Origin of the sequence: Sulfitobacter sp. G21635-S1 (assembly GCF_027213915.1) — a bacterium.
In the GTDB taxonomy this organism is placed as follows: domain Bacteria; phylum Pseudomonadota; class Alphaproteobacteria; order Rhodobacterales; family Rhodobacteraceae; genus Sulfitobacter.
The window spans coordinates 25,169-47,097 of the sequence record NZ_JAPWGV010000011.1; the positions used below are offsets into that span (position 1 = coordinate 25,169).

Consider the following 21,929-nt stretch of genomic DNA (forward strand, 5'->3'; position numbering starts at 1 on the left):
TGCGGATCAGGAACCCGCGCCGCCAAACGCCTTGGGCGCGGGATCGAGGATCACAACCGATTTGTCGCGGATCGTAGCGACGGCCAGCCCACGTTCATTGGTGCCGTCCGCGCGCAGGCGGAAGATGCCGCTTGCCCCCCGGAACCCCGCACTCTGGGTCAGCGACGCACCGGTGAGCGCCGTGGATTTGCCGGTCTTGACCAGGGCACCGATGGCCGCAATCCCATCAAATGCCAGTCCGGCCAGAGGATGCGGGTCAGACCCGTATGCCGCGCTGTATTTCTGGCGGAACACCCCTGTCGCGCCAGGGTCGGGCAGGGCGAACCATCCCCCCTGAACCCCTGGCAGGGCAAGGGTTGCAGGTGGAATGTCCCAGCGTGTCAGGCCGATGAACTGTGTTGTGGGGGCCTTTATGCCGGCCTCGGGCAGCAGTTGCGCATAGAGCGGCAGGGCACTGGCCGAAGAGGTCGTCAGGAACAGCGCATTGGCATTGCCGCTGTCCATGGCCGCCTTGACCCGCGGCACCGAAGCGATGACGGATTCCTGGCTGAGCGCATAGTCCACGGTCCCCGCGAGGGTCGCACCGTTTGCAGCAATCGCCCGCTGGATCGCATCACGCCCCAGTTGCCCGGCGACATCCTGCCCGTGCAGGATCACGATCCGGTCCTTGCCGTTGCGCTTGGCATGGCCGACCAGCCGGTTCGCGGTGGATTCAAAGGTTGGCCCGAGCACAAAGACGTTGCCGCCGGCGATGGTCGTGTTGTTGGAGAACGACAGCACGTTCACGCCCTGGGAGGCCACCGCAACCCCGGCGGCATTGGCGGATTCGCCATAGACCGGCCCGAGAATGATCTTGGCCCCTTCGGAGACGGCCTGGGATGCCATGCTGGCGGCAGTGCCTGCATTCCCGGCCGTGCCATAGACGCGCAGGTCCACCTTGACGCCGTCCAGGTCCCGGATCGCCAGACGTGCCGCGTTTTCAAGGTTCTGCGCAAGCAGGTTGTCGCTGGCCGAACCGCCGCGCGGGACCAGCAGGGCAACCGGGATCGGTGCACTTGTATCAACCTTGGGTCCGCCGGTGTTTGCCAGCCCGCCGATGGCCATCGGCTCGCAGGCGGCCAGGACCAGGGCAAAAAGGGCCAGGATCAGCAGCCGCAGCTTCTTGCGGCCTGCATCGAAAAAAGCAATCATGTCGAACTCACTCTCCGGGTGGTCAGGCGGCGTCGGGACGCCGGTGTTTTACCTAAGCAATCATAGAGAGTGCGAAAGGCGGGTCCAGCGTGAATTACCTCAAAGCCGCTTTGTCGGCGGGTTTATACTTTGTCGGCGTCCCGATCGGGACGGCGCGCGATATCACCCTGCGCGCGCTTGACGTGCTGGCCAGCGCAGATGTGCTGGCAGCGGAAGACACCCGCAGCCTGCGGCGGCTGATGGATATTCATGGCGTGCCACTGGCGGGGCGGCGCATTGTCGCGATGCATGATCACAGCGGTGCGGCTGTGACCGACAAGCTGCTGGCCGCGATCCGCGCCGGGCAGTCGGTGGCCTATGCCTCCGAGGCCGGCATGCCGCTGATTGCCGATCCGGGGTTCGAATTGTCCCGTGCCGTGGCCGAGGCCGGGTTGCCGCTGACCTGCGCACCGGGGCCATCCGCGCTGCCCACGGCGCTGGCGCTGGGCGGATTGCCGACGGATGCGTTCTTTTTTGCGGGGTTCCTGCCCAATGCCGCAACCGCGCGCAAGGCTGCGCTGGAGACCCTGCAGGAGGTGCCGGGCACGCTGGTGTTTTACGAATCACCAAAGCGGCTGGGGGCCATGCTGCGCGATGCGGCGGAGGTGCTGGGCCCGGACCGGAAAGCGGCCGTCTGTCGGGAGCTGACCAAGAAGTTCGAAGAGGTGCAGCGCCATCCCCTGGAAAAACTGGCGGAAATCCACGCGGAGTCCAACCCAAAGGGCGAGATCGTGGTGCTGGTGGACCGTGCCCGTTCAGGAACTGTTAGGGAAATTGACATAGAAACGGAATTGAAAGGCGCATTGTCGGAAATGTCGATGCGCGATGCGGTCGATATGGTGTCGCAGGCGCATGGATTGCCACGGCGCAAGGTGTATCAGGCTGCCCTGGCGATGGGAAAGGATGACACATGACCGGTTCTGCCAGAACCCACAGGGGCGCGATGGCTTTTCAGGCGGGGGTCGCGGCGGAAAACCGGATTGCGCAGGACTACGAAAGGCGCGGCTTTGCCCTGGCGCGCAGGCGGTGGCGCGGCAAGGGCGGGGAGATTGATCTGATCCTGCGTGACGGTGACGGGCTGATCTTTGTCGAGGTCAAACAGGCGCGTGATTTCGACCGCGCCGCGCGCAGCCTCTCTGCCCGGCAGATGCAGCGCATCTATCTGGCGGCCGAAGAATTCCTTGGATCTGAACCTGCGGGCACCCTGACCGAAACGCGGTTTGACGTCGCGCTGGTCGATGCGCAGGGACAGACCCGGATCATCGAAAACGCCTTTGGTCACGGCTGACCCATTGCGCCCGCCGTCCCGCTGCGCCATCTAAGAGGCAAGCAGCAGGGATTGACCGATGAAAATTGCCTTTCAAATGGACCCGATCGGGGATGTGAACATCAACGCGGACAGCAGTTTCCGCCTTGCCGAAGAAGCGCAGGCACGGGGGCATGAGCTGTTCTTTTACGGGCCCGATCAACTGGCCTACCAGGAAGGGCGGATCACCGCGCGGGGGCATGATTTCACCGTTCAGCGTGTGCAGGGCGACCATGCGCAGCTTGGCCCCCTGCGGGAGGTCGATCTGGCAGAATATGATGTGGTCTGGCTGCGGCAGGACCCGCCCTTTGACATGCATTACATCACCTCGACACATCTGCTCGACCGGCTCAAGGGCACCACGCTGGTGGTCAACGATCCCTTCTGGGTGCGCAATTATCCCGAAAAGCTGTTGGTGCTGGATTTCCCCCAGCTCACTCCGCCCACGACGATTGCCCGCGACCTTGAAACCATCAAGGCGTTCAAGGCCAAGCATGGCGATATCATTCTCAAGCCGCTTTACGGCAATGGCGGGGCCGGGGTCTTCCGGCTGGATGAGAAGGACCGCAATCTGGCCTCCTTGCACGAATTGTTCACCGGTTTCTCGCGCGAGCCGCTGATCGTGCAGAAATTCCTGCCTGCGGTGTCCAGGGGGGACAAGCGGGTCATCCTGGTCGACGGGGAGGCCGTGGGCGCGATCAACCGGGTTCCGGCAGAGGGTGAGACGCGGTCGAACATGCATGTGGGCGGCCGCCCCGAAAAGATCGGCCTGACCGAGAGAGACCGCGAGATTTGCGCCACCATCGGGCCGCTGCTGAAGGAAAAGGGGCAGATATTTGTCGGGATCGACGTGATCGGCGACTACCTGACAGAGATCAACGTGACTTCACCCACCGGGATACAGGAGCTTGAGCGGTTTGACGGCGTCAACATCGCCGGCAAGATCTGGGAGGCGATCGAGGCGCGGCGCGCATGAGCCTGTTGCGGCCAGTCCTGAACAGCTATCTGCGGTTGGTGGAAAAGCCGCGCCTGGCGCGGGCGGAGGGGCCAGAACAGATGCGCGCCAACCTGGAAAGGCAGGCGCGCTATTTCTTTCACGCCCCCCGTGGCACGCAAAAACAATGGCAGATCCTGCAGGCGGCGGGCCGCCAGGTCGAGGCGCTGGAGGTCGTGCCGCGCGTTCTGACCTCTGACTCTGTCATCCTCTATATCCACGGCGGCGGGTTCGTCTTTGGCAGCCCGCGCACCCATGCGGCGATGCTGGGCAAGATCGGGCAATTGACGGGGATGCGTGCGGTCTTGCCGCGCTACCGTCTGGCGCCGGAGGCTCCCTTTCCCGCTGCCGCCACCGACGTGCGCACCGCCTGGGATGGGTTGATCGCCAGCGGGGTAAACCCCGCCCATGTGATTGTCGGCGGCGACAGTGCCGGGGGTGCGCTCGCGCTGGGTCTACTGGCCGAACTGGCGGGGGCGGGCGCGGCGCAACCCGCCGGGGTCTTTTGTTTCTCGACGCTCACCGACCTGACCTATTCGGGCGAGAGTTTCCGCCAGAACGCGCAGGCAGAGGCCGTTCTGGTTGCGGAGCGCGCTGATGAAATGTGCCGGATGTATCTGGGAAACCACCCGGCAGAGGATCCGGCGGTCAGCCCGCTGTTTGCGGATTTTACCGGGGCGGCACCGGTCTGGCTGACGGTGGGCGACACCGAAATCCTGCGCGACGATTCACGCCGGATGGCGGCACGGTTGCGCGAACAAGGTGTCGATGTCTGCTTTACCGAGGTCTGCGACCTGCCCCATGTCTGGCCGATCCTGCACAACATCCTGCCGGAAGCCCGGGCGAGCCTGCGCGACCTGGCAGCGTGGATCAGCCAGCGCCTGGATTGACCAGGCGAAAGCTGACCGCCTCGGCGATATGCGGCTTGCGCACGCTTTGTGCGCCGTCGAGGTCGGCAATGGTGCGCGCCACCCGGATCACCCGGTGATAGCCCCGTGCCGACAGGTGAAACCGTTCCGCCACCTTGGTCAGCAGCGCGCGCGCCTCTGCGTCGGGGGTGGCGATCTGTTCCAGCATGTCGCCCTCGGCGTCGGCGTTCACCCGCATGCCGGCGTGATCCTTGAAACGGGCGGCCTGGGTGGCGCGGGCAGCAGCGACACGGGCGGCCACATCGGCGGAACTGTCGCCGCTGCCGGGCAGGTCCAGATCGGTGAAGGCGACGGGGGGCACATCGACCCGCAGATCGAAGCGGTCCATCAACGGCCCCGAGATGCGGCCCATGTAATCCTCCCCGCATTGCGGCACCCGCGCACAGGCGCGGGCGGGATCGCTGAGATAACCGCATTTACAGGGGTTGGCGGCGGCCACCAGCATGAACTTGCAGGGATATTTCACATGGGCATTGGCCCGCGCGATCATCACCTCCCCGGTCTCGATCGGCTGGCGCAGGGTTTCCAGCACCATGCGGGGAAATTCGGGAAATTCGTCCATGAACAGGACACCGTTATGCGCCAGCGAGACTTCGCCGGGCCTGGCCTGTCGCCCGCCCCCGATGATCGCGGCCATCGAAGCGGTGTGGTGCGGTTCGCGAAACGGACGCGCGCGGGAAATGCCGCCCTCGTCCAGCAGACCAGCGAGGGAGTGGATCATCGACGTGTCCAGCGCCTCTGCCGGGGTCAGGGGCGGCAGGATGGAGGGCAGCCGTGCGGCCAGCATGCTCTTGCCCGAGCCGGGCGTGCCCACAAACATCAGGTGGTGCCGCCCGGCGGCGGCGATTTCCAGCGCCCGTTTGGCCCTCTCCTGCCCCTTGACGTCGCACATGTCGCGGCCCTGTAGCGGTGCCGAAACCTCGCCCGGTTCGGCAGGGGGCAAGGGGGCCTGGCCGGTATAATGGCGCACCACGTCGCCCAGGGTGGGCGCCGCGATGACCTGGGTCTTGCCGACCCAAGCGGCCTCTGCCCCCGATCCGGCGGGACAAAGCAGGCTGCGGTCCTGTTCTGCGGCGGCCATGGCGGCGGGCAGGGCTCCCACCACCGGCACCAGCGTGCCGTCCAGTGACAATTCGCCCAGGGCGACGACGGTCTGCACCACGTCGTCGGGCAGGATATCCAATGCGGCAAGCAGCGACAGCGCAATGGGCAGGTCGAAATGGCTGCCCTCCTTGGGCAGGTCGGCAGGGCTGAGGTTGACGGTGATCCGCTTCGACGGCAGCGCGATGGCCATCGAGGTCAGCGCCGTGCGCACGCGGTCGCGGGCTTCGGACACCGCCTTGTCCGGCAGGCCGACGATGGAAAAGGCCGGCAGGCCCGCCGTTACGGCGCATTGCACTTCCACCATGCGCGCCTCGACCCCCTGGAAGGCGACGGTATAGGCGCGTGAAACCATCTGTTATCCCTTTGGCAACCTTGATTAAGGGATAGGGAGGGGTGGTTTAAGAAAAGTTAACGCGGCTCATCGCCCGGCCATGGCGCGGTTTCGGTACCCATGTCGTAGGGAAAGGGGTCGTAGGTGGTTTTCAGCCCTTCCGCACGCCAGGCCTTGAAGGCCGGGTCACTGATCGCAATCTCGCAATAGCGGCGCGCCGCCTCGGACACGGGCAGTTCATAGCCGATGATGCGCGCGGCCACCGGGGCGTAAAACACATCCGCCAGCGAGTAGCGCCCGAAAAGCCATTGCCCCCGCAGGTCCGCATTGCGCATGGCATGGGTCCAGAGGGTTTCGATCCGGTCAAGGTCCGCCTGCACGGCGTCGGTGACCACAAAGCCCTTGTTCACATGCTGCAACTGCATCGGGCAGGCCCCGCGCAAGGCGGTGAAACCGGATGTCATCGCGGCACAAAGCCAGCGCGCCGTGGCGCGGGCTGCCGCGCCGTCGGGCCACAGGCCCGCCTCCGGGTGCCGTTCGGCCAGCGTTTCGGCCATGGCGAGGGTTTCGCCGATCACGGTGCCCTCAGGCGTGCGCAGGACCGGCACCAGTTTCGCCGGGGCAAGTGCCGCCAGCTCATCCGCCATCGTGCCGCTGTAAAGGCCCACCATATGGGCCTTGTAGGGCAGGTTGAATTTTTCCAGCATCAGCCAGCCCCGAAGGGACCAGCTTGAGAAGGTGCGATCGCCGATGAAAAGGTCATATGTCATGTCGCCACCTAGCCCTGATGTGAAAAGCGGAGCAAACGCAATTTTGTGCGGCAGGTGATCACGGGCAGTGATTGATGCGGCGCAGCTGCCAGGTTTCTGCCTCGTAATGCAGTTCGGTTACCGACAGGTTGTCGATCTTGTGGGCCATTGCCGCATTGGCGGTGACGCCCATGGCCCGCTGAACCTGGGTCAGGATCACGCCGAAATGCGCCACGGCGATGATATGTGCGTCGGGGTAGCGGGCGTTCAGCGCGTCGACGGCTTTGCCCACGCGGTCCGCGGCGGCGTTCCAGCTTTCGCCGCCGGGCGGGGCCACATCGCCGGGGGTTTCCCAATAGGCGCGGGACAGGTCCGGGTCTGTGGCGGCGACTTCGGTGAAATGTTTCCCGTCCCAATCCCCGAAATGCAGTTCGCGCAGGTCGTGCCGATGCGGCAGACGCCTGTGGCCCGGCATCTCAAGCGCATCGGCGGTGGTGATCGAACGGATCAGATCGGAAGACACGACAAGCGCCCGTTCCGGCAGGAAGGCGCTGAGCCGTGCGATGCGCGCCCAGTCGGACAGGTCCGCAGGGACATCGCGCCATCCCACAAAGGTCTTTTCATGGGTGGGACCGTGCCGGACCCAATGCCAGGTGGTCATGGCAAATGGCCTTTCAGGACCAACGGCAACCCGGCCGTCACCTGCACCACCAGTGCCGCTTCCTGCGCCAGCGCGATATTGAGCCGCCCCTGCGCTTCGCGGAACTGCCGGGCCAGTGCGTTGTCGGGCACGATGCCGTGACCAACCTCGTTGGAGACGATGACCCAGGGTGCAGCGCAGCCGCGCAGGGCGGTCAAAAGCGCCTCCCGCGCCGGGAGAAGGTCCGAACCCTCCATCATGTGATTGCTCAGCCACATGGTCGCGCAGTCGATCAGGACGCATTCATCACCCGTCACCCCGGCCAGCGCCGGGGCCAGATCAAGCGGCGCTTCGATGGTGCGCCACCGCGCATCGCGCCGCTTTTTGTGAACCGCCACCTTTTGTGCCACCTCATCATCAAGGATCCTGCCGGTCGCCAGATAAACCATTGGCCGACCGTCATTTTCCAGAAACGCTTCGGCCCAGGCCGATTTGCCGGACGCGGCCCCGCCTAGGACGAGAGTGGATTGGGTCAAGATTTTTTCCTTTAATTCGGAACTATGGCGCCGGGTCATGCGTACCTTTGTCAAAGGCCGGTCTCAAGGCTTGCCATGTTTTCAGGGGGTATTTGAATATGACAACGCAAACGGCCAGAGAATTTTCCCTCACCCGGACCGCCATGAAAGCGGAACTGCTGGACGCAGAAACCGAGCTGAAGCTGGCATATGCCTGGCGCGACCAGCGGGATGAAGCGGCCCTGCATCGCCTGATCACCGCCTATATGCGTCTGGCCGTTTCCATGGCGGGCAAGTTCAAGCGCTACGGCGCGCCGATGAACGACCTGATCCAGGAAGCGGGCCTTGGGCTGATGAAGGCGGCGGACAAGTTCGACCCGGATCGCGGGGTGCGGTTTTCGACCTATGCTGTCTGGTGGATCAAGGCCTCCATCCAGGATCACGTGATGCGCAACTGGTCGATGGTGCGCACCGGCTCCACCTCCTCACAGAAATCGCTGTTCTTCAACATGCGCCGGGTTCAGGCCCGGCTTGAGCGTGAAGCCTCGGCGGCGGGTGAAACACTGGACCGGCATCAGCTGCGCCAGATGATCTCGACCGAGATCGGCGTGCCGCTGCATGACGTGGAAATGATGGAAGGGCGGCTGTCCGGCTCTGACTATTCCCTGAACGCGACCCAATCGGCAGAGGATGAGGGCCGCGAATGGATTGACGCGCTGGTGGATGAAAGCGCGCAGGCGGCAGAGCGGGTCGAAGACAGCCACGACACGGCGCAGCTGCGCACCTGGCTGGTGGTTGCGATGCAGGAGCTGAACGACCGCGAGCAGTTCATCGTGCGTGAAAGAAAGCTGCGCGATCAGCCGCGGACGCTGGAAAGCCTGGGCGACGAGTTGAGCCTGTCGAAAGAACGCGTGCGCCAGCTGGAAGCGGCCGCATTTGTCAAAATGCGCAAGTCGCTGGAAGGGCAGTCGCGCGAGGTCATGCATTTCCTGAACTGACCGTCCGGGGCTGGCACATTCCCGGGCTGCCGCTTATGGTCCCAGCCAGGCGCGATCTGGCAAGGGGATATCATGCTGGCAGGAAAACACATTCTGCTGATCATCGGTGGTGGCATCGCCGCGTTCAAGTCGCTTGACCTGATACGCCGACTGCGCGAACGCGGGGCAGAGGTGACGCCGGTCCTGACCGCTGCCGGGTCCGAGTTCGTGACCCCCCTGTCGGTATCTGCACTGGCGGGAAAACCGGTGTTCCAGGCGCTTTTCGATCTGAACGACGAGGCCGAGATGGGGCATATCCAGCTCAGCCGCGTGGCCGATCTGGTGGTTGTTGCACCCGCAACAGCCGATCTGATGGCAAAGATGGCGCAGGGCCTTGCCAATGACCTCGCCTCCACCCTGCTGCTGGCCACCGATACGCCGGTTCTGATCGCGCCGGCGATGAATGTCCGCATGTGGCAGCATCCGGCAACCCAGCGGAATATCCAAACCCTCACGGCGGATGGGATCGCCATGGTCGGCCCCAATGCTGGTGACATGGCCTGTGGCGAATTCGGGCCGGGCCGCATGGCCGAACCGCTTGAGATCGTGGCCGAAATCGAGGCGCGGCTGGCCGATGGGCCGCTCAGGGGGAAACGCATTCTGGTGACCTCGGGGCCGACCCATGAACCCATCGACCCGGTGCGCTATATCGCCAACCGGTCCTCCGGCGCGCAGGGGGCGGCGCTGGGCCGGGCGCTGGCGGCGCTGGGCGCACATGTCGTCTTTGTCACCGGCCCTGCCGATGTGCCCCCGCCCGAGGGGGTCGAGGTGATCCGCGTCCAGACCGCTTTGCAGATGCTGGAGGCGGTGCAGGGGGCCCTGCCCGCCGATGCCGCAATCTTTGCCGCCGCCGTGGCCGACTGGCGGGTCAGTTCGGCCAGCGACCGAAAGCTGAAAAAGTCGAAGGATGGCCTGCCCGAACTGAGCTTTGCCGAGAATCCAGACATCCTCAAGACCGTCAGCCGGATGCCCGAAGGCCGGCCCGGTCTGGTGATAGGCTTTGCCGCCGAGACCAACGATGTCGTCGACAATGCGACGGCCAAGCGCGCGCGCAAGGGCTGCGACTGGATCCTGGCCAATGACGTATCCCCCGAAACCGGCATCATGGGGGGCGATGAAAACGCAGTCACGCTGATTTCCGACGCGGGCGCGGAGGTCTGGCGGCGCATGGGCAAGGATGCTGTTGCCCGCAAACTGGCAGCGCGTATCGCGCAGGCACTGGGTTAGGATACACCGATGGTCACGATTACACTGCGCTGGGCCAAAGGGGCCGATCAGACACTGGGCCTGCCCGCCTATGAATCCGCCGGGGCTGCCGGTGCGGATCTGCGCGCCAACCTGCCAGCGGGGCCGGTGACATTGTCCCCTGCGGGCCGCGCGTTGATCTCCACGGGGTTGCATATGGCCATCCCGGAAGGGTTCGAGGTGCAGATCAGGCCGCGATCAGGCCTGGCGCTGAAACATGGGCTGACCCTGCCCAACAGCCCCGGCACGATTGACGCCGATTATCGCGGTGTTGTCGGGGTGATCCTGCTGAACACCGGGACAGAGGCCTTTGAGGTGACCCACGGCATGCGGATCGCGCAGATGGTGGTGGCCCCGGTGGTGCAGGCGGCTTTCAGGGTCGGGGAAACCCTGGATGATACCGCGCGGGGCGGCGGCGGTTTTGGATCCACGGGACTGAGCTGATGTTACTGGTTGCGGTCATGGCTGCCGCGATCTGGTTCGGCGGCGGCGTGATTGGCGCGCCGCGCAAGCTCCGGCTGATCCTGCTCGGTGTGCTGTACCTCGCGGTCCTGGGCATCCAGGTGACCTTTCCCGCCGCCCATCCGCTGGCGGTGAATACCGGTGGCAGTGCCGCGCTCTGGCTGCTGCTGGGCGGTGCCGTGGTGATCTTTCTGGCCTACCGCGCGCTGATCCGCATGTTGCGCCAGCGCGCAGAGCGCAGAACAGCCATGCCGGACAGCGCGAAATCCACCGGTACATTCACCGACACCGAGCTGAACCGATATGCCCGCCATATCGTCCTGCGCGAGGTTGGCGGTGCCGGTCAGAAGGCCCTCAAACATGCGCAAGTGCTGGTCATCGGGGCCGGCGGTCTGGGCGCGCCGGTGCTGCAATACCTTGCCGCCGCAGGTGTCGGCACCATCGGCGTGATCGACGATGATCGGGTGGAAAATGCGAACCTGCAACGCCAGGTGATCCACCCGGACAGTGCCATCGGCATGCCCAAGGTCTTTTCTGCGCAAAAGGCGATGCAGGCGCAGAACCCATTTGTCACCGTACGCCCCTATCACCGCCGCCTGACCGCGGAAATCGCCGATGAGCTGGTGGCTGAATATGATCTTGTGATCGACGGCTGCGACAATTTCGAAACCCGCTATCTGGTCAACGCCGCCTGCGTGCGGGCCGGGGTGCCGCTGATCTCGGGGGCGCTCAGCCAGTGGGAAGGGCAGCTTTCGGTGTTTGACCCGGCGCGGGGCGCGCCCTGTTACCAATGCATTTTCGACAAGGCGCCGGCGCCGCATCTTGCGCCCTCCTGCGCCGAGGCCGGGGTGATCGGGCCGCTGCCCGGCGTGGTGGGCGCGATGATGGCGGTGGAGGCGATCAAGCTGATCACCGGGGCGGGCACGGCCGCGCGGGGGCAGATGGTGATCTATGACGCGCTCTTTGGCGAGAACCGCAGCATTGCGGTGCAGCGCCGGGCGGAATGTCCCACCTGCGGCAGGGTTGCGGAAAGCTGACAGCGGGCAACATCAGCTGACATTGCTGCCGGTGCATTGTATCTGCCGCCCCCGCGTCCTAGGGCCTGTGGACATTTGTCTTCGCCCACCCGCGCGAGACGGATTTTGCCGCTGGCGCCCTGATGTGAGCGCAGCAATGTGATCATTGGAAGTGAACATCCGGGAGGGCAGAGGCAAAATCCGCCGCGCCCCGCAGGGGTTTCGCCAAAATTGCCCATTTCTGCGTTAAGAGAGCTTGAAATAGCTGGCTATTCCTGCGCTCTCTTGCCTGGAACTGAGCAATTTTGGACTGAAACGGGTGGGCGAAGACGAATGTCCACAGGCCCTAGCTTGAGCGCAAAGGAGATCCCCATGACAAACCCGCTGCTGCAAGACTGGCAAACCCCCTTTGGCCTGGCCCCCTTCGACCGGATTTCCGACGAAGATTTCGCCCCCGCGCTGGAAGCGGCGCTGACTGCCCATAATGCCGAGATTGAGGCGATCGCGCAGAACACGGATGAGGCGGATTTTGCCAATACAATTGAGGCGCTGGAAGCCGCAGGCGGGGCGCTGGACAAGGTGCTGGGCGTGTTCTTTACCGTGGCGGGGGCCGACAGCACGCCTGCGCGGGAAGAGCTGCAACGCGACTTTTCACCGAAGCTGGCGGCGCATTTCTCCGAGATTTCCGCAAACAAGGCGCTGTTTGCCAGGGTGGCCGCCGTCTGGGACAGGCGCGACAGCCTGACGCTGAGCGATGAACAGGCACGGGTGCTGATGCTGACACATCGCGGATTTGTCCGTTCCGGTGCCGCGCTGGAAGGGGCGGAGGAAGCGCGGATGAAGCAGATCAAGGGCAGGCTGGCGGTGCTGGGCACCCAGTTCACCCAGAACCTGCTGGCGGATGAGCGGTCGTGGTTCATGGAACTTGCCGAGGAGGATCTGGCCGGTCTGCCCGATTTCGTCGTCGACGCCGCCCGTGCGGCAGGGGAGGAAAAGGGCGCTTCCGGCCCGGTTGTGACCCTGTCGCGGTCTCTGATCGTGCCCTTCCTGCAATTCTCCCCCCGCCGCGATCTGCGCGAAAAGGCGTTTCGCGCCTGGGAGGCGCGGGGCGCCGGTGGGGGCGAGACCGACAACCGCGCCATCGCGGCCGAAATTTTGTCCCTGCGCGAGGAGCGCGCCAAGCTGCTGGGCTATGAAAATTTCGCGGCCTACAAGCTGGAAACCGAAATGGCCAAGACGCCGGAGGCCGTGCGCGGCCTGCTGATGGAAGTCTGGGAGCCGGCCAGGGCGCAGGCCAATGCGGATGCCGAGGTGCTGACCAGCATGATGCATGCCGATGGCGTGAACGGTGACCTGGCGCCCTGGGACTGGCGATATTACGCAGAGAAACGCCGCGCGGCGGAGCATGATCTGGACGAGGCCGCGTTGAAACCTTATTTCCAGTTGGACCGGATGATCGACGCGGCCTTTGACTGCGCCACCCGGCTCTTCGGTCTGGAATTCGCACCCCTCGACGTGCCGCTCTATCACCCGGATTGCCGGGCCTGGGAAGTCACCCGAAAGGGCGAACATATCGCCGTGTTCATCGGGGATTATTTTGCCCGTGGGTCAAAGCGGTCGGGGGCCTGGTGTTCGGCCATGCGCGCGCAGGCGAAATTCCCCAAGGTGCAAAGCCCGGTGGTGATCAACGTCTGCAATTTCGCCAAATCCGATCCGGCGCTGCTGTCCTATGACGATGCGCGGACGTTGTTTCATGAATTCGGCCATGCGCTGCATCAGATGCTGTCGGATGTGACCTATGAATCGGTCAGCGGCACCTCCGTGGCGCGCGATTTCGTGGAACTGCCCAGCCAGCTTTACGAACACTGGCTGGAGGTGCCCGAAGTGCTGGGCAAATTCGCGACCCATGCAAGGACCGGGGCGCCCATGCCCGGGGAGATGCTTGACAAGGTGCTGGCCGCAGCGACCTTCGACATGGGGTTCCAGACGGTCGAATACCTGGCCTCGGCCCTTGTCGATCTTGCATTTCACGATGGCGCGGCACCCGCCGATCCGATGGCGCGGCAGGCCGAGGTGCTGGCAGGCATCGGCATGCCGGAGGCAATCCGCATGCGCCATGCAACACCGCAGTTCGCCCATGTCTTCTCGGGCGATGGCTATTCCAGCGGCTACTACAGCTACATGTGGTCAGAAGTCATGGATGCGGATGCCTTCGAGGCCTTCGGGGAAGCGGGCGGCGCCTTTGAGCCGGGTATTGCGGCAGCGCTTGAGCAGCATATCCTTTCCACCGGTGGCAGCCGCGATGCGGCGGAGCTTTATGTCGCGTTCCGGGGCCGGTTGCCGGGGGTTGAGGCGCTGCTGCGGGGCCGTGGGCTGATCGCGGGTTGAGAGGGTGCCGCGCTGCGGGTCTCACCAAACCCAGGGTTTCCGATCCGTCCTTGCGCGATCCCGTGCTGACAGGCCGCCAACCACTTGCCAAGGATAATCGGCGCATCCCCGCGCGGCGGGGCCCCTCGTCGATTATCCTTGGCAAGAGGTCAGCGCCCCGTCTGTCCGGTCGCACGCAAGGGCGGCTCCGAAACCAGGGACCTGTCGATCAGTAGCCCAGGTCCCGGTCGACGAGATTGAGAAATGCTTCGCCCGACTCGCCGCGCCGGATGTTTTCGGCAACGGATCGCGCGGCTGTCGTGGCCCGCGTTTCGGCAGCGATATGCGGCGTGACCGTGACGCCCGGATGCGCCCAATAGGGATGGTCCTGCGGCAGGGGTTCGGTGCGGAAGACGTCCAGTGTGGCATGGGCGATCTGCCCGCTGTCCAGCGCCTCAATCAGGGCGTCATCGTCGATCAGCGGGCCGCGGCCGGGATTGATGATGAAGGCACCACGCGGCATCAGGGCCAGGGTTTCGCGGTTCAGCGTATTTTCGGTGGCGGGCGTGTCGGGCAGCAGCAGCACGGCGATTTCGGCGCGGCCAAGCGCCTGTTTCAGCCCCTCTTCGCCATGCAGGCAGGTGACACCGGCGACCTCTCTGGGGCTGCGCGACCATCCGGTCACCTGAAAGCCGATCTCGGCAAGCAGCTTCGCCGCAGCACTGCCCAGGGCACCGAGGCCCAGCATCACGACGGAACGTTCCTGGGCCAGGGGCGGGGTGCGTGGCTCCCAGCGGGCATCACTGCGGGTGATGTCCGTGTCCAGGCCGAGGTGATAGCGCATCACGTGGCCGGTCACCCATTCCACCATGCCCTTTGTCAGGCCGGGATCGACCATGCGCGCCAGCGGGATCTTCAACGTGTCATTGCCGACCACGTTTTCCACTCCGGCCCAGAGGTTCAACACCGCTTTGGCGCGGGTATAGGGGGTGAAATCCTGCAGGTCGCTGTTCGGGGCATAGACGATGTAATCCACCTCGGCGGGCGGGAAATCCATGCTGAGCCGCGCATCGAGACCCGCGTCGGCAAGCGCCCTGCGCAGGGGCTGTTCATAGGTTTCCCACCGCTCCGATTTCGCGGCGAACAGGACATTGATGGTCATGGGTTACCTCGGTCTGTGGACATGGGCGGATTGCACAAGGCCAAAGGCCAGCAGCAGCACCAGCATGGCTGATCCGCCGTAGCTGACCAATGGCAGGGGCACGCCGACCACCGGCGCCAGCCCCATCACCATCGACATATTGACCGCAAAGAACAAAAAGAAGTTCAGCGCGATGCCCAGGGTCAGCAGGGAAGAGAACCGGTCCTTGTTCAGGATCGCGGTGACCACGCAGAACAGGATGATCATCGCATAGAGCCCCAGCAGGCTGAACCCGCCGACAAAGCCGAATTCCTCTGCCAGGGTGGTGAAGATGAAGTCGGTATGTTTTTCCGGCAGGAAGTTCAGCCGCGACTGGGTACCCTGCATGAAGCCGCGCCCGGTCCAGCCGCCGGACCCCAGCGCGATCTTGGACTGGGTGATGTGATAGCCCGCGCCCAGCGGATCGGCGGCGGGATCGAGAAAGGTGTCGATGCGGCGGTACTGGTAGTCGTTCAGCAATTGCCAGGTGGTGCCGCGCGACTGGAAGACCGCCGTCAGCAGCCCCGTGGCCGAGGCGATGACCGCGGCGAAATAGGCCCAATGCACCCCGGCCAGGAACATCAGCCCGCCCCCCGCCGTCAGCAGCAGGATCGAGGTCCCGAGGTCCGGCTGGCGCAGGACCAGCACGGTCGGCACGCAGATGATCAGGACCGGCAGCAACACCCAGAACGGGCGCGATACCTTTTTGGCGGGCAGCCAGTCGTAATAGGCGGCCAGAAACATCACCAGGGTGATTTTCATCAGTTCGGAGGGTTGCAGGTCCATGAAGCCAAGGTCGATCCAGCGCTGCGAGCCCTTGCGCTCATCGCCGATCAGCGCCACGGCGACCAGCAGCAGCAGCGAGCCCCCATAGGCCAGGCCCGACAGGTTCCGCCAGAGCCAGATCGGGATCATCGCCACTGCGAGCATCAGGGAAAGGCCAAGGCCGAAGCGTTTCATCTGCGGTTCGGCCCAGGGGGTGAATGACCCTCCGGCGACGGAAAAAAGCATCAGGAAACCGATGCAGCAGACCGAGGCCAGCAGCAGCGTCAGCGGCCAGTTCAGGTGCAGGATCTTGCGAAACCCCGTCGGGACCGATTTGACCGTATATTCAAGGTAACTCATGCCTGATCGTTTCCGTTGATCGCGGCCTGGGGCTGCATCTCGCGCAGCTTGCGTTGCTGGGTCTTGATCCGGCCCCGGTCGGCAGAGGGATAGGCCTCCAGCGGGGGCTCGCCCCCTGCAAGCGCCTGCAGGATCACGTCCCGCGCGATGGGGGCAGCTGCCGTAGATCCGCCGCCGCCATGTTCAACCAGCACCGACACCGCATAGCGCGGGTTGTCGAAGGGGGCGAAACTGACAAACAATGCGTGGTCGCGGCGTTCCCAGGGCAGGTCTTCGTTCCGGCTGACCCCGCGCGCCCGTTCGGCGGCGGTGATGTTGCGGACCTGGCTGGTGCCGGTCTTGCCCGCCATGCGGTATTCTTCGGCGATGATGCGCGACCTGTAGCCGGTGCCGCGGCGGTTGTTGACCACCTCGAACATCGCGCGGCGCATCTTGCGCAGGTTGTTTTCGTTCATGCCCAATGACTCGCCTGCGCCACTGGGTTGCTCGACGCCGTCGATTGTCTTGACCAGCCGTGGTGTCACCGCCCGGCCCGTGGCGATACGCGCGCTCATCACCGCCAGTTGCAGCGGCGAGGCGAGCATGAAACCCTGCCCGATGGAGGCGTTGACCGTGTCGCCAATGACCCAGTCTGCCCCGCGTGTCTCGCGCTTCCAGCTTTTGGTCGGCGTCAGGCCCGAGGCGACAGAGGACAGCGCCAGTTCATGCTTGATGCCAAGGCCAAAGCGGTTCGCCATGGCCGAAATCTTTTCGATCCCGACCTTGAGGGCGAGATCGTAGTAATAGACGTCGCAGGATTGCTTCAGCGAGTTTTCCAGGTCGACCCAGCCGTGACCCGCGCGTTTCCAGCAGTGAAACCGCCGCCCCGCGACTTCGAGATGGCCGGGGCAATAGACGGTTTCGTCCGGGCCGATGATGCCTTCCTCGATGGCGGCCATGGCCGTCATCATCTTGAAGGTCGAACCGGGCGGGTACGTCCCCTGCACCGTCTTGTTCACCAGGGGGCGGTATTTCGATTCCAGCAGCGGGTTGTAGTCCTTGGAGGAAATCCCGCCGATGAAAAGGTTCGGGTCGTAGGATGGCGCCGAGGCGATGGCAGCCAGGTCGCCGTTCTCGCAGTCGATGACCACGACGGCGGCGCTTTCCCCGTCCAGGCGGGCCTGGACGTATTGTTGCAGCTTGGCGTCCACGGTCAGCTGTATGTCCTTGCCCGATTCGCCCTCGCGCCGGGACAGTTCACGCATCACCCGGCCAGTGGCGTTGACCTCCACCTGCTTGGTGCCGGCCTTGCCGCGCAGGATATCCTCGCGCCGGGCTTCCACGTTGATCTTGCCGATCTGGAACCGCGGGATGCGCAGCACCTGGTCGGGGTCCTCCAGCGCGTCGAGGTCGGCCTGGCTGACCCGGCCGACGCGGCCCACCACATGGGCAAAGTCCGAGCCGCGCGGATAGACCCGCGTCAGCCCGACCTCGGGTGTGACGCCGGGCAGGGCGGGCGCATTGACGCTGACCCGGCTGACATCCTCCCAGCTGACATCGTCGACGATGGTGACGGGCAGGAAGGGTGCGGAGCGCTTGATCTCTGCCATGGCGCGTTCGCGGGTTTCCGCGTCAATCGTGATGATCTGTCCCAGACGATCCATCACCGCCTCTGCGTCGCCCGCATCTTCGCGCACCATGACAATGCGATAGCTCGGCACGTTCTGCGCCAGCCGCATGCCGTTGCGGTCAAAGATCTCGCCGCGGGCGGGGGGGATCAGCCGGATGTTGATGCGGTTTTCCTCGGCCAGCAGGCGGAACTGGTCGGCTTGATCGACCTGCAGATACCGCATCCGCGCGGCAAGGCCGCCCATGAACAGCAACTGCGCGCCGCCCAGCAGGGCGGCCCGGCGGGTCAGCCGCGTGTGGTTGGCATCGTTTTCGGCGCGGTTGCGTCTCATCTCAGACCCTCTGCCCCAAAGCATCCAGATCGCCGGGCGCGGTCTTGCGCACCCGCATCAGCCCGTGGGTTACGGCCACGACCAGGGGATAGAATAACAAGGACATGCCCAGTTCCGAAAGGCTGAGTGTGAGCCCCGGCACAGGCACCAGAACAAGGGCAAGTATCAGCCGGTTCGCGACCATGATCAACACCATGATCATGGCAACCGACACCCATTCAGCGGCAAAGCCGCCGTCGCGCAGGGACCGGCCCCGCGACTTGAGGTTTTCACAGCCGACCAGCGCCAGCAGGGCCCAGAGGCCCGGCGGGCGCTGCAACAGAAGGTCCGACATCAGAAAGGCGATGGCCAGCGCGAGGGCAGGCACATATTCCGGGCGCCGCAGGCCCCAGGCACAGGCAAAGCACAGCAGCAGGTCGGGGCCGGCCCAGCGGCGGGGCGTGGTTTCCATCGGCAGCAGATGAAAGAACAGGATCACAAGCGCAAGGAACAGGAACGACGCCCGCATCGCCCAAAGCCGGGACAGCGACAGATCGTTCATTCACTCACCTCCGCTTCCGCCTCTGTCTGCACGGGCAGGGGGCCTGCAGGGGAGATCACCTGCGCATTGTCGGTCACCTTCTCGGTGCCGTAGTGCCGCATCACCCGCAGGAATTCCAACCGCTCGTAATCCGCCGCAAGCCGCACGCGCAGCCGCCCGCCGGGGTCGGCGGTGACCTGTCCGATCAGCAGACCCGCAGGAAAGACGCCCCCGTCACCGGATGAAATCACCCGGTCGCCGGGGCGCACCAGATCGGGGCTTTCGATGAAATCCAGCGGCGGCGCGGCGGAATTGTCGCCCGCGACGATCGTGCGCTGGCCCGAAGGCTGGATCACCGCCGGGATGCGGCTGGAGGCATCTGTCAGCAGTATCACCCGCGCGGTGTTCTGCGCCACGCCGGAAATGCGGCCGACAAGCCCGATGCCGTCCATGGTAGCCCAGCCGTCCACCAGCCCGTCGCGCGCGCCGACGTTCAGCAGCACGGACTGCCGGAAGGGAGAGCCGGAATCGGCCAGCACCACCCCGGTGATGAAGGTCAGGCGCGGGTCCAGCCGCACCTTGTTCAGGTCCAGCAGTCTGGCATTTTCCTGTTCCAGTTGCAGGGCCGCTTCCTTCCAGGCCTGCATCTGGCGCAATTCGCTGCGCAGTTCCTGGTTCTGTTCGCTCAGCCGCTGGTAGGATTGAAAGTCGCGCAACAGGTTGATCGTACCCGTCACCGGCGCCATCGCCCAATCCAGGTTGGGCACCAGCCGGTCGGTGATCTGGGCGCGAAACCGTTCGACGCGCGGACTGTCGATGCGCCACAAAAGAAAGATCGCGCCCAGCAGCAGGATCAGCACAGCCAGCAGCAACCGGCGCAGCGGGCCGGTGAAATCACTGCTGGTTGAACGGTCTTTGGCCATGTCACAAAGGCTCCTGCCCGAGGGGCGGGCGTGGCAATGGTATCAGGATTCAGCTGTCGTAGTCGATGGCGTGGCGCAGCTGTTTTTCGTATTCCAGCGCCTTGCCCGTGCCCAATGCGACGCAGTTGAGCGATTCATCCGCGATGGAAACGGCAAGCCCGGTCTGCTCGCGCAGCGCAAGGTCCAGATCGCCCAGCAATGCGCCGCCGCCGGTCAGCATGACGCCCCGGTCCACAATATCCGCCGCAAGGTCGGGCGGGGTAGTTTCCAGCGCGGTCATCACCGCCTCGCAGATCTGCTGCACCGGTTCGGCCAGCGCCTCGGCGATCTGGGCCTGCGTGACCTCGATCTCTTTCGGCACGCCGTTCAGCAGGTCGCGGCCGCGGATCTGCATCGAGGTGCCGCGCCCGTCGTCGGGCATCCGTGCCGTACCGATGGAGGTCTTGATGCGTTCTGCGGTGGTTTCCCCCACCAGCAGGTTCTGCTGACGGCGCAGGTAGCTGATGATTGCCTCGTCCATCCGGTCGCCGCCGACGCGGACGGAGCGGGCATAAACGATGTCACCAAGGCTGAGAACCGCCACCTCGGTGGTCCCGCCGCCGATGTCCACGACCATATTGCCGGTGGGATCGGTGATCGGCATCCCCGCACCGATGGCCGCGGCGATGGGTTCGGCGATCAGACCCGCGCGGCGTGCGCCAGCGGAAAGGACCGATTGGCGAATCGCGCGTTTCTCGACCGGAGTCGCGCCATGCGGCACGCAGACGATGATCTTGGGCTTTGAAAAGGTGGAGCGTTTATGCACCTTTCGGATGAAGTGCTTGATCATCTCCTCGGCGGTGTCGAAATCCGCGATGACACCTTCGCGCATCGGGCGGATCGCCTCGATACTGCCGGGGGTGCGGCCCAGCATCAGCTTGGCGTCCTCGCCCACGGCCAGCACCTTCTTGACCCCGTCCTTGATATGATAGGCAACGACCGACGGCTCAGACAGAACAATCCCGCGACCCTTGACGTAGACAAGCGTATTCGCCGTGCCCAGATCAATCGCCATGTCGGAAGAAAACATGCCGCGGAGATTTCCAAAGATGTTCATGCGGTGCAAACCTTGATTAAAAGCCCAATCAGCCCGCGACTCTGACAGAGGCGGGCGCGCAGCCCTTATAGGCTTCGCTCCGCTGAGGCGAAAGGGGGGCTCTGAGAAGTCTCGGCATCTTGTCGCCGCCGGGTTAGGCTGGGCAGGAAAACAAAGGGTGGAGATATATAATGAAGAAAATTCAATCGCTCGGCGTCCATCACATCACGCTGACCGGTGCCGACCGTCAATCCTCGATCGACTTCTGGGAGGGGGTGCTGGGCATGCCGTTCATCTTCGACCAGCCCAATCTGGACGACCCGGACGAGGGGCATCTGTATTTTGATCCCGGTGACGGCCGGCTGATCACGATATTCACAAATGAAAACCGAAAGCCTGTTCATAACAGAACCCCGACCGATCCGGGCTGCGTGCATCATCTGGCGCTTGAGGTCGATCAGGCGACGCATGAACAGGTGCTTGACCGCCTGGCAGAGCGGGGCATCCCGAATTCCGGGATCAAGGACCGGGGTTTCATGAAGTCGATCTATTTCAAGGACCCGCTGGGCTTTCTGATCGAACTGGCCTGCTACACCTTCATCCCGCCGCGCGGCAGCAGCCATGCCGAGGTCATGCTGGAGGCACACAAGCTGCGCGTCGCACGGGGCGACAAGGCCATCGGCCGCAGCCATCTGGCCGACGCGGTGCTGTTGATCGTGGAGCGCAGCCAGTTGTCGCTGAGCGAGGATCGCGGCGCGCGCAACCCTTACGGGTGAGCCATCGCAAGGCGGCAGGTCGCGCGCAGGGCGGTCAGCCTTCGCCGACGTTTTTGGCAAAGGCTTCCTTGAACTCAGCCTGCTGGCCGGATGTCGCATCGGTCTGGTAGTTCTTCTTCCAGTCCTCCATCGACATGCCGTAAAACAGCTCGCGGGCCTCTTCCTTGGTCATTTCGATGCCCCGTGCATTGGCCGCTTCCTGATACCAGCGGCTCAGGCAGTTGCGGCAGAATCCGGCAAGGTTCATCAGGTCGATGTTCTGAACGTCGGTGCGGTCCTGCATCAGATGCTGTTGCAGACGGCGAAAGGCGGCGGCCTGCAGTTCGATCTCTTGCTGATCTGGCATGGTGATCTCCTTTTGGATGAAAGCTGGGGGGGCATCGCACAGGTGTCAAGCAGATGCGCCATTGAGCATCGAAATCACCCGGTGAAAGGCGGCCGGGGCTGGCAGAAGCTTAGCATTCA

At 64.4% G+C, this 21,929-nt stretch carries 22 protein-coding genes; 10 read left to right on the forward strand and 12 right to left on the reverse strand.

The annotated features are described in order from the left end of the window. Window positions 1–6: 6 nt before the first annotated feature. Complete coding sequence (locus tag O4H53_RS12260) at window positions 7–1,191, reverse strand: penicillin-binding protein activator (protein ID WP_269364034.1); 1,185 nt, start codon at window positions 1,189–1,191, stop codon at window positions 7–9. Between the two features lie 89 nt (window positions 1,192–1,280). Between O4H53_RS12260 and rsmI the strand changes: the two genes are divergently transcribed. From rsmI to O4H53_RS12280, 4 genes are read left to right on the forward strand one after another with little or no spacing between them, the layout of a single operon-like run. Next, window positions 1,281–2,144, forward strand: a complete 864-nt coding sequence (gene rsmI / locus O4H53_RS12265; RefSeq protein ID WP_269364036.1) for a 16S rRNA (cytidine(1402)-2'-O)-methyltransferase — start codon at window positions 1,281–1,283, stop codon at window positions 2,142–2,144. Continuing rightward, window positions 2,141–2,518 (forward strand): YraN family protein, encoded by a 378-nt coding sequence (locus tag O4H53_RS12270; RefSeq protein WP_269364038.1) that lies wholly within the window; start codon window positions 2,141–2,143, stop codon window positions 2,516–2,518. Before rsmI ends, O4H53_RS12270 begins: the two co-directional genes overlap by 4 nt. Before the next feature lie 58 nt (window positions 2,519–2,576). Further along, complete coding sequence (gshB, locus tag O4H53_RS12275) at window positions 2,577–3,512, forward strand: glutathione synthase (protein WP_269364040.1); 936 nt, start codon at window positions 2,577–2,579, stop codon at window positions 3,510–3,512. Continuing rightward, a complete protein-coding gene (locus O4H53_RS12280; RefSeq protein ID WP_269364042.1) occupies window positions 3,509–4,420 on the forward strand; it encodes an alpha/beta hydrolase fold domain-containing protein in 912 nt (303 codons plus the stop codon). Before gshB ends, O4H53_RS12280 begins: the two co-directional genes overlap by 4 nt. Here O4H53_RS12280 and O4H53_RS12285 read toward each other — a convergent pair. Genes O4H53_RS12285 through cobU form a run of 4 tightly spaced genes read right to left on the reverse strand, consistent with a single transcriptional unit; the run spans window position 4,401 to window position 7,819 of the window. Next, the gene (locus O4H53_RS12285) at window positions 4,401–5,915 is read right to left on the reverse strand and encodes a YifB family Mg chelatase-like AAA ATPase (RefSeq protein ID WP_269364044.1); all 1,515 of its coding nucleotides are present in this window, start codon (window positions 5,913–5,915) and stop codon (window positions 4,401–4,403) included. The genes O4H53_RS12280 and O4H53_RS12285 overlap by 20 nt on opposite strands. A gap of 56 nt (window positions 5,916–5,971) precedes the next feature. Next, window positions 5,972–6,664, reverse strand: coding sequence for a glutathione S-transferase (locus O4H53_RS12290; RefSeq protein ID WP_269364046.1), 693 nt, complete (start codon window positions 6,662–6,664; stop codon window positions 5,972–5,974). Between the two features lie 58 nt (window positions 6,665–6,722). Further along, window positions 6,723–7,304: a histidine phosphatase family protein gene (locus tag O4H53_RS12295; RefSeq protein WP_269364048.1), complete on the reverse strand. Its 582-nt coding sequence runs from the start codon at window positions 7,302–7,304 to the stop codon at window positions 6,723–6,725. After that, window positions 7,301–7,819: a bifunctional adenosylcobinamide kinase/adenosylcobinamide-phosphate guanylyltransferase gene (gene cobU, locus O4H53_RS12300; RefSeq protein WP_331284234.1), complete on the reverse strand. Its 519-nt coding sequence runs from the start codon at window positions 7,817–7,819 to the stop codon at window positions 7,301–7,303. Before cobU ends, O4H53_RS12295 begins: the two co-directional genes overlap by 4 nt. Before the next feature lie 98 nt (window positions 7,820–7,917). On the opposite strand from cobU, the gene O4H53_RS12305 reads away from it, so the two are divergent. The 5 genes from O4H53_RS12305 to O4H53_RS12325 all read left to right on the forward strand — a co-directional run bounded on the left by O4H53_RS12305 (window position 7,918) and on the right by O4H53_RS12325 (window position 13,946). After that, complete coding sequence (locus O4H53_RS12305; RefSeq protein ID WP_269364050.1) at window positions 7,918–8,796, forward strand: RNA polymerase factor sigma-32; 879 nt, start codon at window positions 7,918–7,920, stop codon at window positions 8,794–8,796. Window positions 8,797–8,868: 72 nt separating this feature from the next. Continuing rightward, complete coding sequence (gene coaBC / locus O4H53_RS12310; protein WP_269364052.1) at window positions 8,869–10,062, forward strand: bifunctional phosphopantothenoylcysteine decarboxylase/phosphopantothenate--cysteine ligase CoaBC; 1,194 nt, start codon at window positions 8,869–8,871, stop codon at window positions 10,060–10,062. A gap of 9 nt (window positions 10,063–10,071) precedes the next feature. Further along, a complete protein-coding gene (dut, locus tag O4H53_RS12315; RefSeq protein WP_269364054.1) occupies window positions 10,072–10,524 on the forward strand; it encodes a dUTP diphosphatase in 453 nt (150 codons plus the stop codon). Continuing rightward, window positions 10,524–11,579, forward strand: coding sequence for a HesA/MoeB/ThiF family protein (locus tag O4H53_RS12320; RefSeq protein WP_269364056.1), 1,056 nt, complete (start codon window positions 10,524–10,526; stop codon window positions 11,577–11,579). The genes dut and O4H53_RS12320 overlap by 1 nt, the downstream gene beginning before the upstream one ends. A gap of 351 nt (window positions 11,580–11,930) precedes the next feature. Beyond that, window positions 11,931–13,946 carry a M3 family metallopeptidase gene (locus O4H53_RS12325; protein WP_269364058.1) on the forward strand — a complete coding sequence of 672 codons (2,016 nt, stop codon included), beginning with the start codon at window positions 11,931–11,933 and terminating at the stop codon, window positions 13,944–13,946. A gap of 208 nt (window positions 13,947–14,154) precedes the next feature. Here the strand turns inward: O4H53_RS12325 and O4H53_RS12330 are convergent, their stop codons facing one another. The 6 genes from O4H53_RS12330 to O4H53_RS12355 are packed head-to-tail and all read right to left on the reverse strand — an operon-like array spanning window position 14,155 to window position 20,709. After that, window positions 14,155–15,087: a 2-hydroxyacid dehydrogenase gene (locus tag O4H53_RS12330; protein WP_269364060.1), complete on the reverse strand. Its 933-nt coding sequence runs from the start codon at window positions 15,085–15,087 to the stop codon at window positions 14,155–14,157. Between the two features lie 3 nt (window positions 15,088–15,090). Further along, entirely contained in the window at window positions 15,091–16,230 is a 1,140-nt protein-coding gene (gene rodA, locus O4H53_RS12335) for a rod shape-determining protein RodA (protein WP_269364062.1), read from the reverse strand. Next, complete coding sequence (mrdA, locus tag O4H53_RS12340; protein WP_269364064.1) at window positions 16,227–18,170, reverse strand: penicillin-binding protein 2; 1,944 nt, start codon at window positions 18,168–18,170, stop codon at window positions 16,227–16,229. The genes rodA and mrdA overlap by 4 nt, the downstream gene beginning before the upstream one ends. Window position 18,171: 1 nt before the next feature. Beyond that, window positions 18,172–18,711, reverse strand: coding sequence for a rod shape-determining protein MreD (locus O4H53_RS12345; protein ID WP_114277377.1), 540 nt, complete (start codon window positions 18,709–18,711; stop codon window positions 18,172–18,174). Beyond that, complete coding sequence (gene mreC / locus O4H53_RS12350) at window positions 18,708–19,613, reverse strand: rod shape-determining protein MreC (protein ID WP_114277378.1); 906 nt, start codon at window positions 19,611–19,613, stop codon at window positions 18,708–18,710. The genes O4H53_RS12345 and mreC overlap by 4 nt, the downstream gene beginning before the upstream one ends. Before the next feature lie 49 nt (window positions 19,614–19,662). After that, window positions 19,663–20,709: a rod shape-determining protein gene (locus O4H53_RS12355; RefSeq protein ID WP_067295094.1), complete on the reverse strand. Its 1,047-nt coding sequence runs from the start codon at window positions 20,707–20,709 to the stop codon at window positions 19,663–19,665. Window positions 20,710–20,879: 170 nt separating this feature from the next. Here O4H53_RS12355 and O4H53_RS12360 point away from each other — a divergent pair, with 170 nt between their 5' ends. After that, window positions 20,880–21,464, forward strand: a complete 585-nt coding sequence (locus tag O4H53_RS12360) for a VOC family protein (RefSeq protein ID WP_269364070.1) — start codon at window positions 20,880–20,882, stop codon at window positions 21,462–21,464. A gap of 34 nt (window positions 21,465–21,498) precedes the next feature. Here the strand turns inward: O4H53_RS12360 and O4H53_RS12365 are convergent, their stop codons facing one another. Beyond that, window positions 21,499–21,810 carry a DUF1244 domain-containing protein gene (locus O4H53_RS12365; protein ID WP_269364072.1) on the reverse strand — a complete coding sequence of 104 codons (312 nt, stop codon included), beginning with the start codon at window positions 21,808–21,810 and terminating at the stop codon, window positions 21,499–21,501. Window positions 21,811–21,929: the final 119 nt, after the last annotated feature.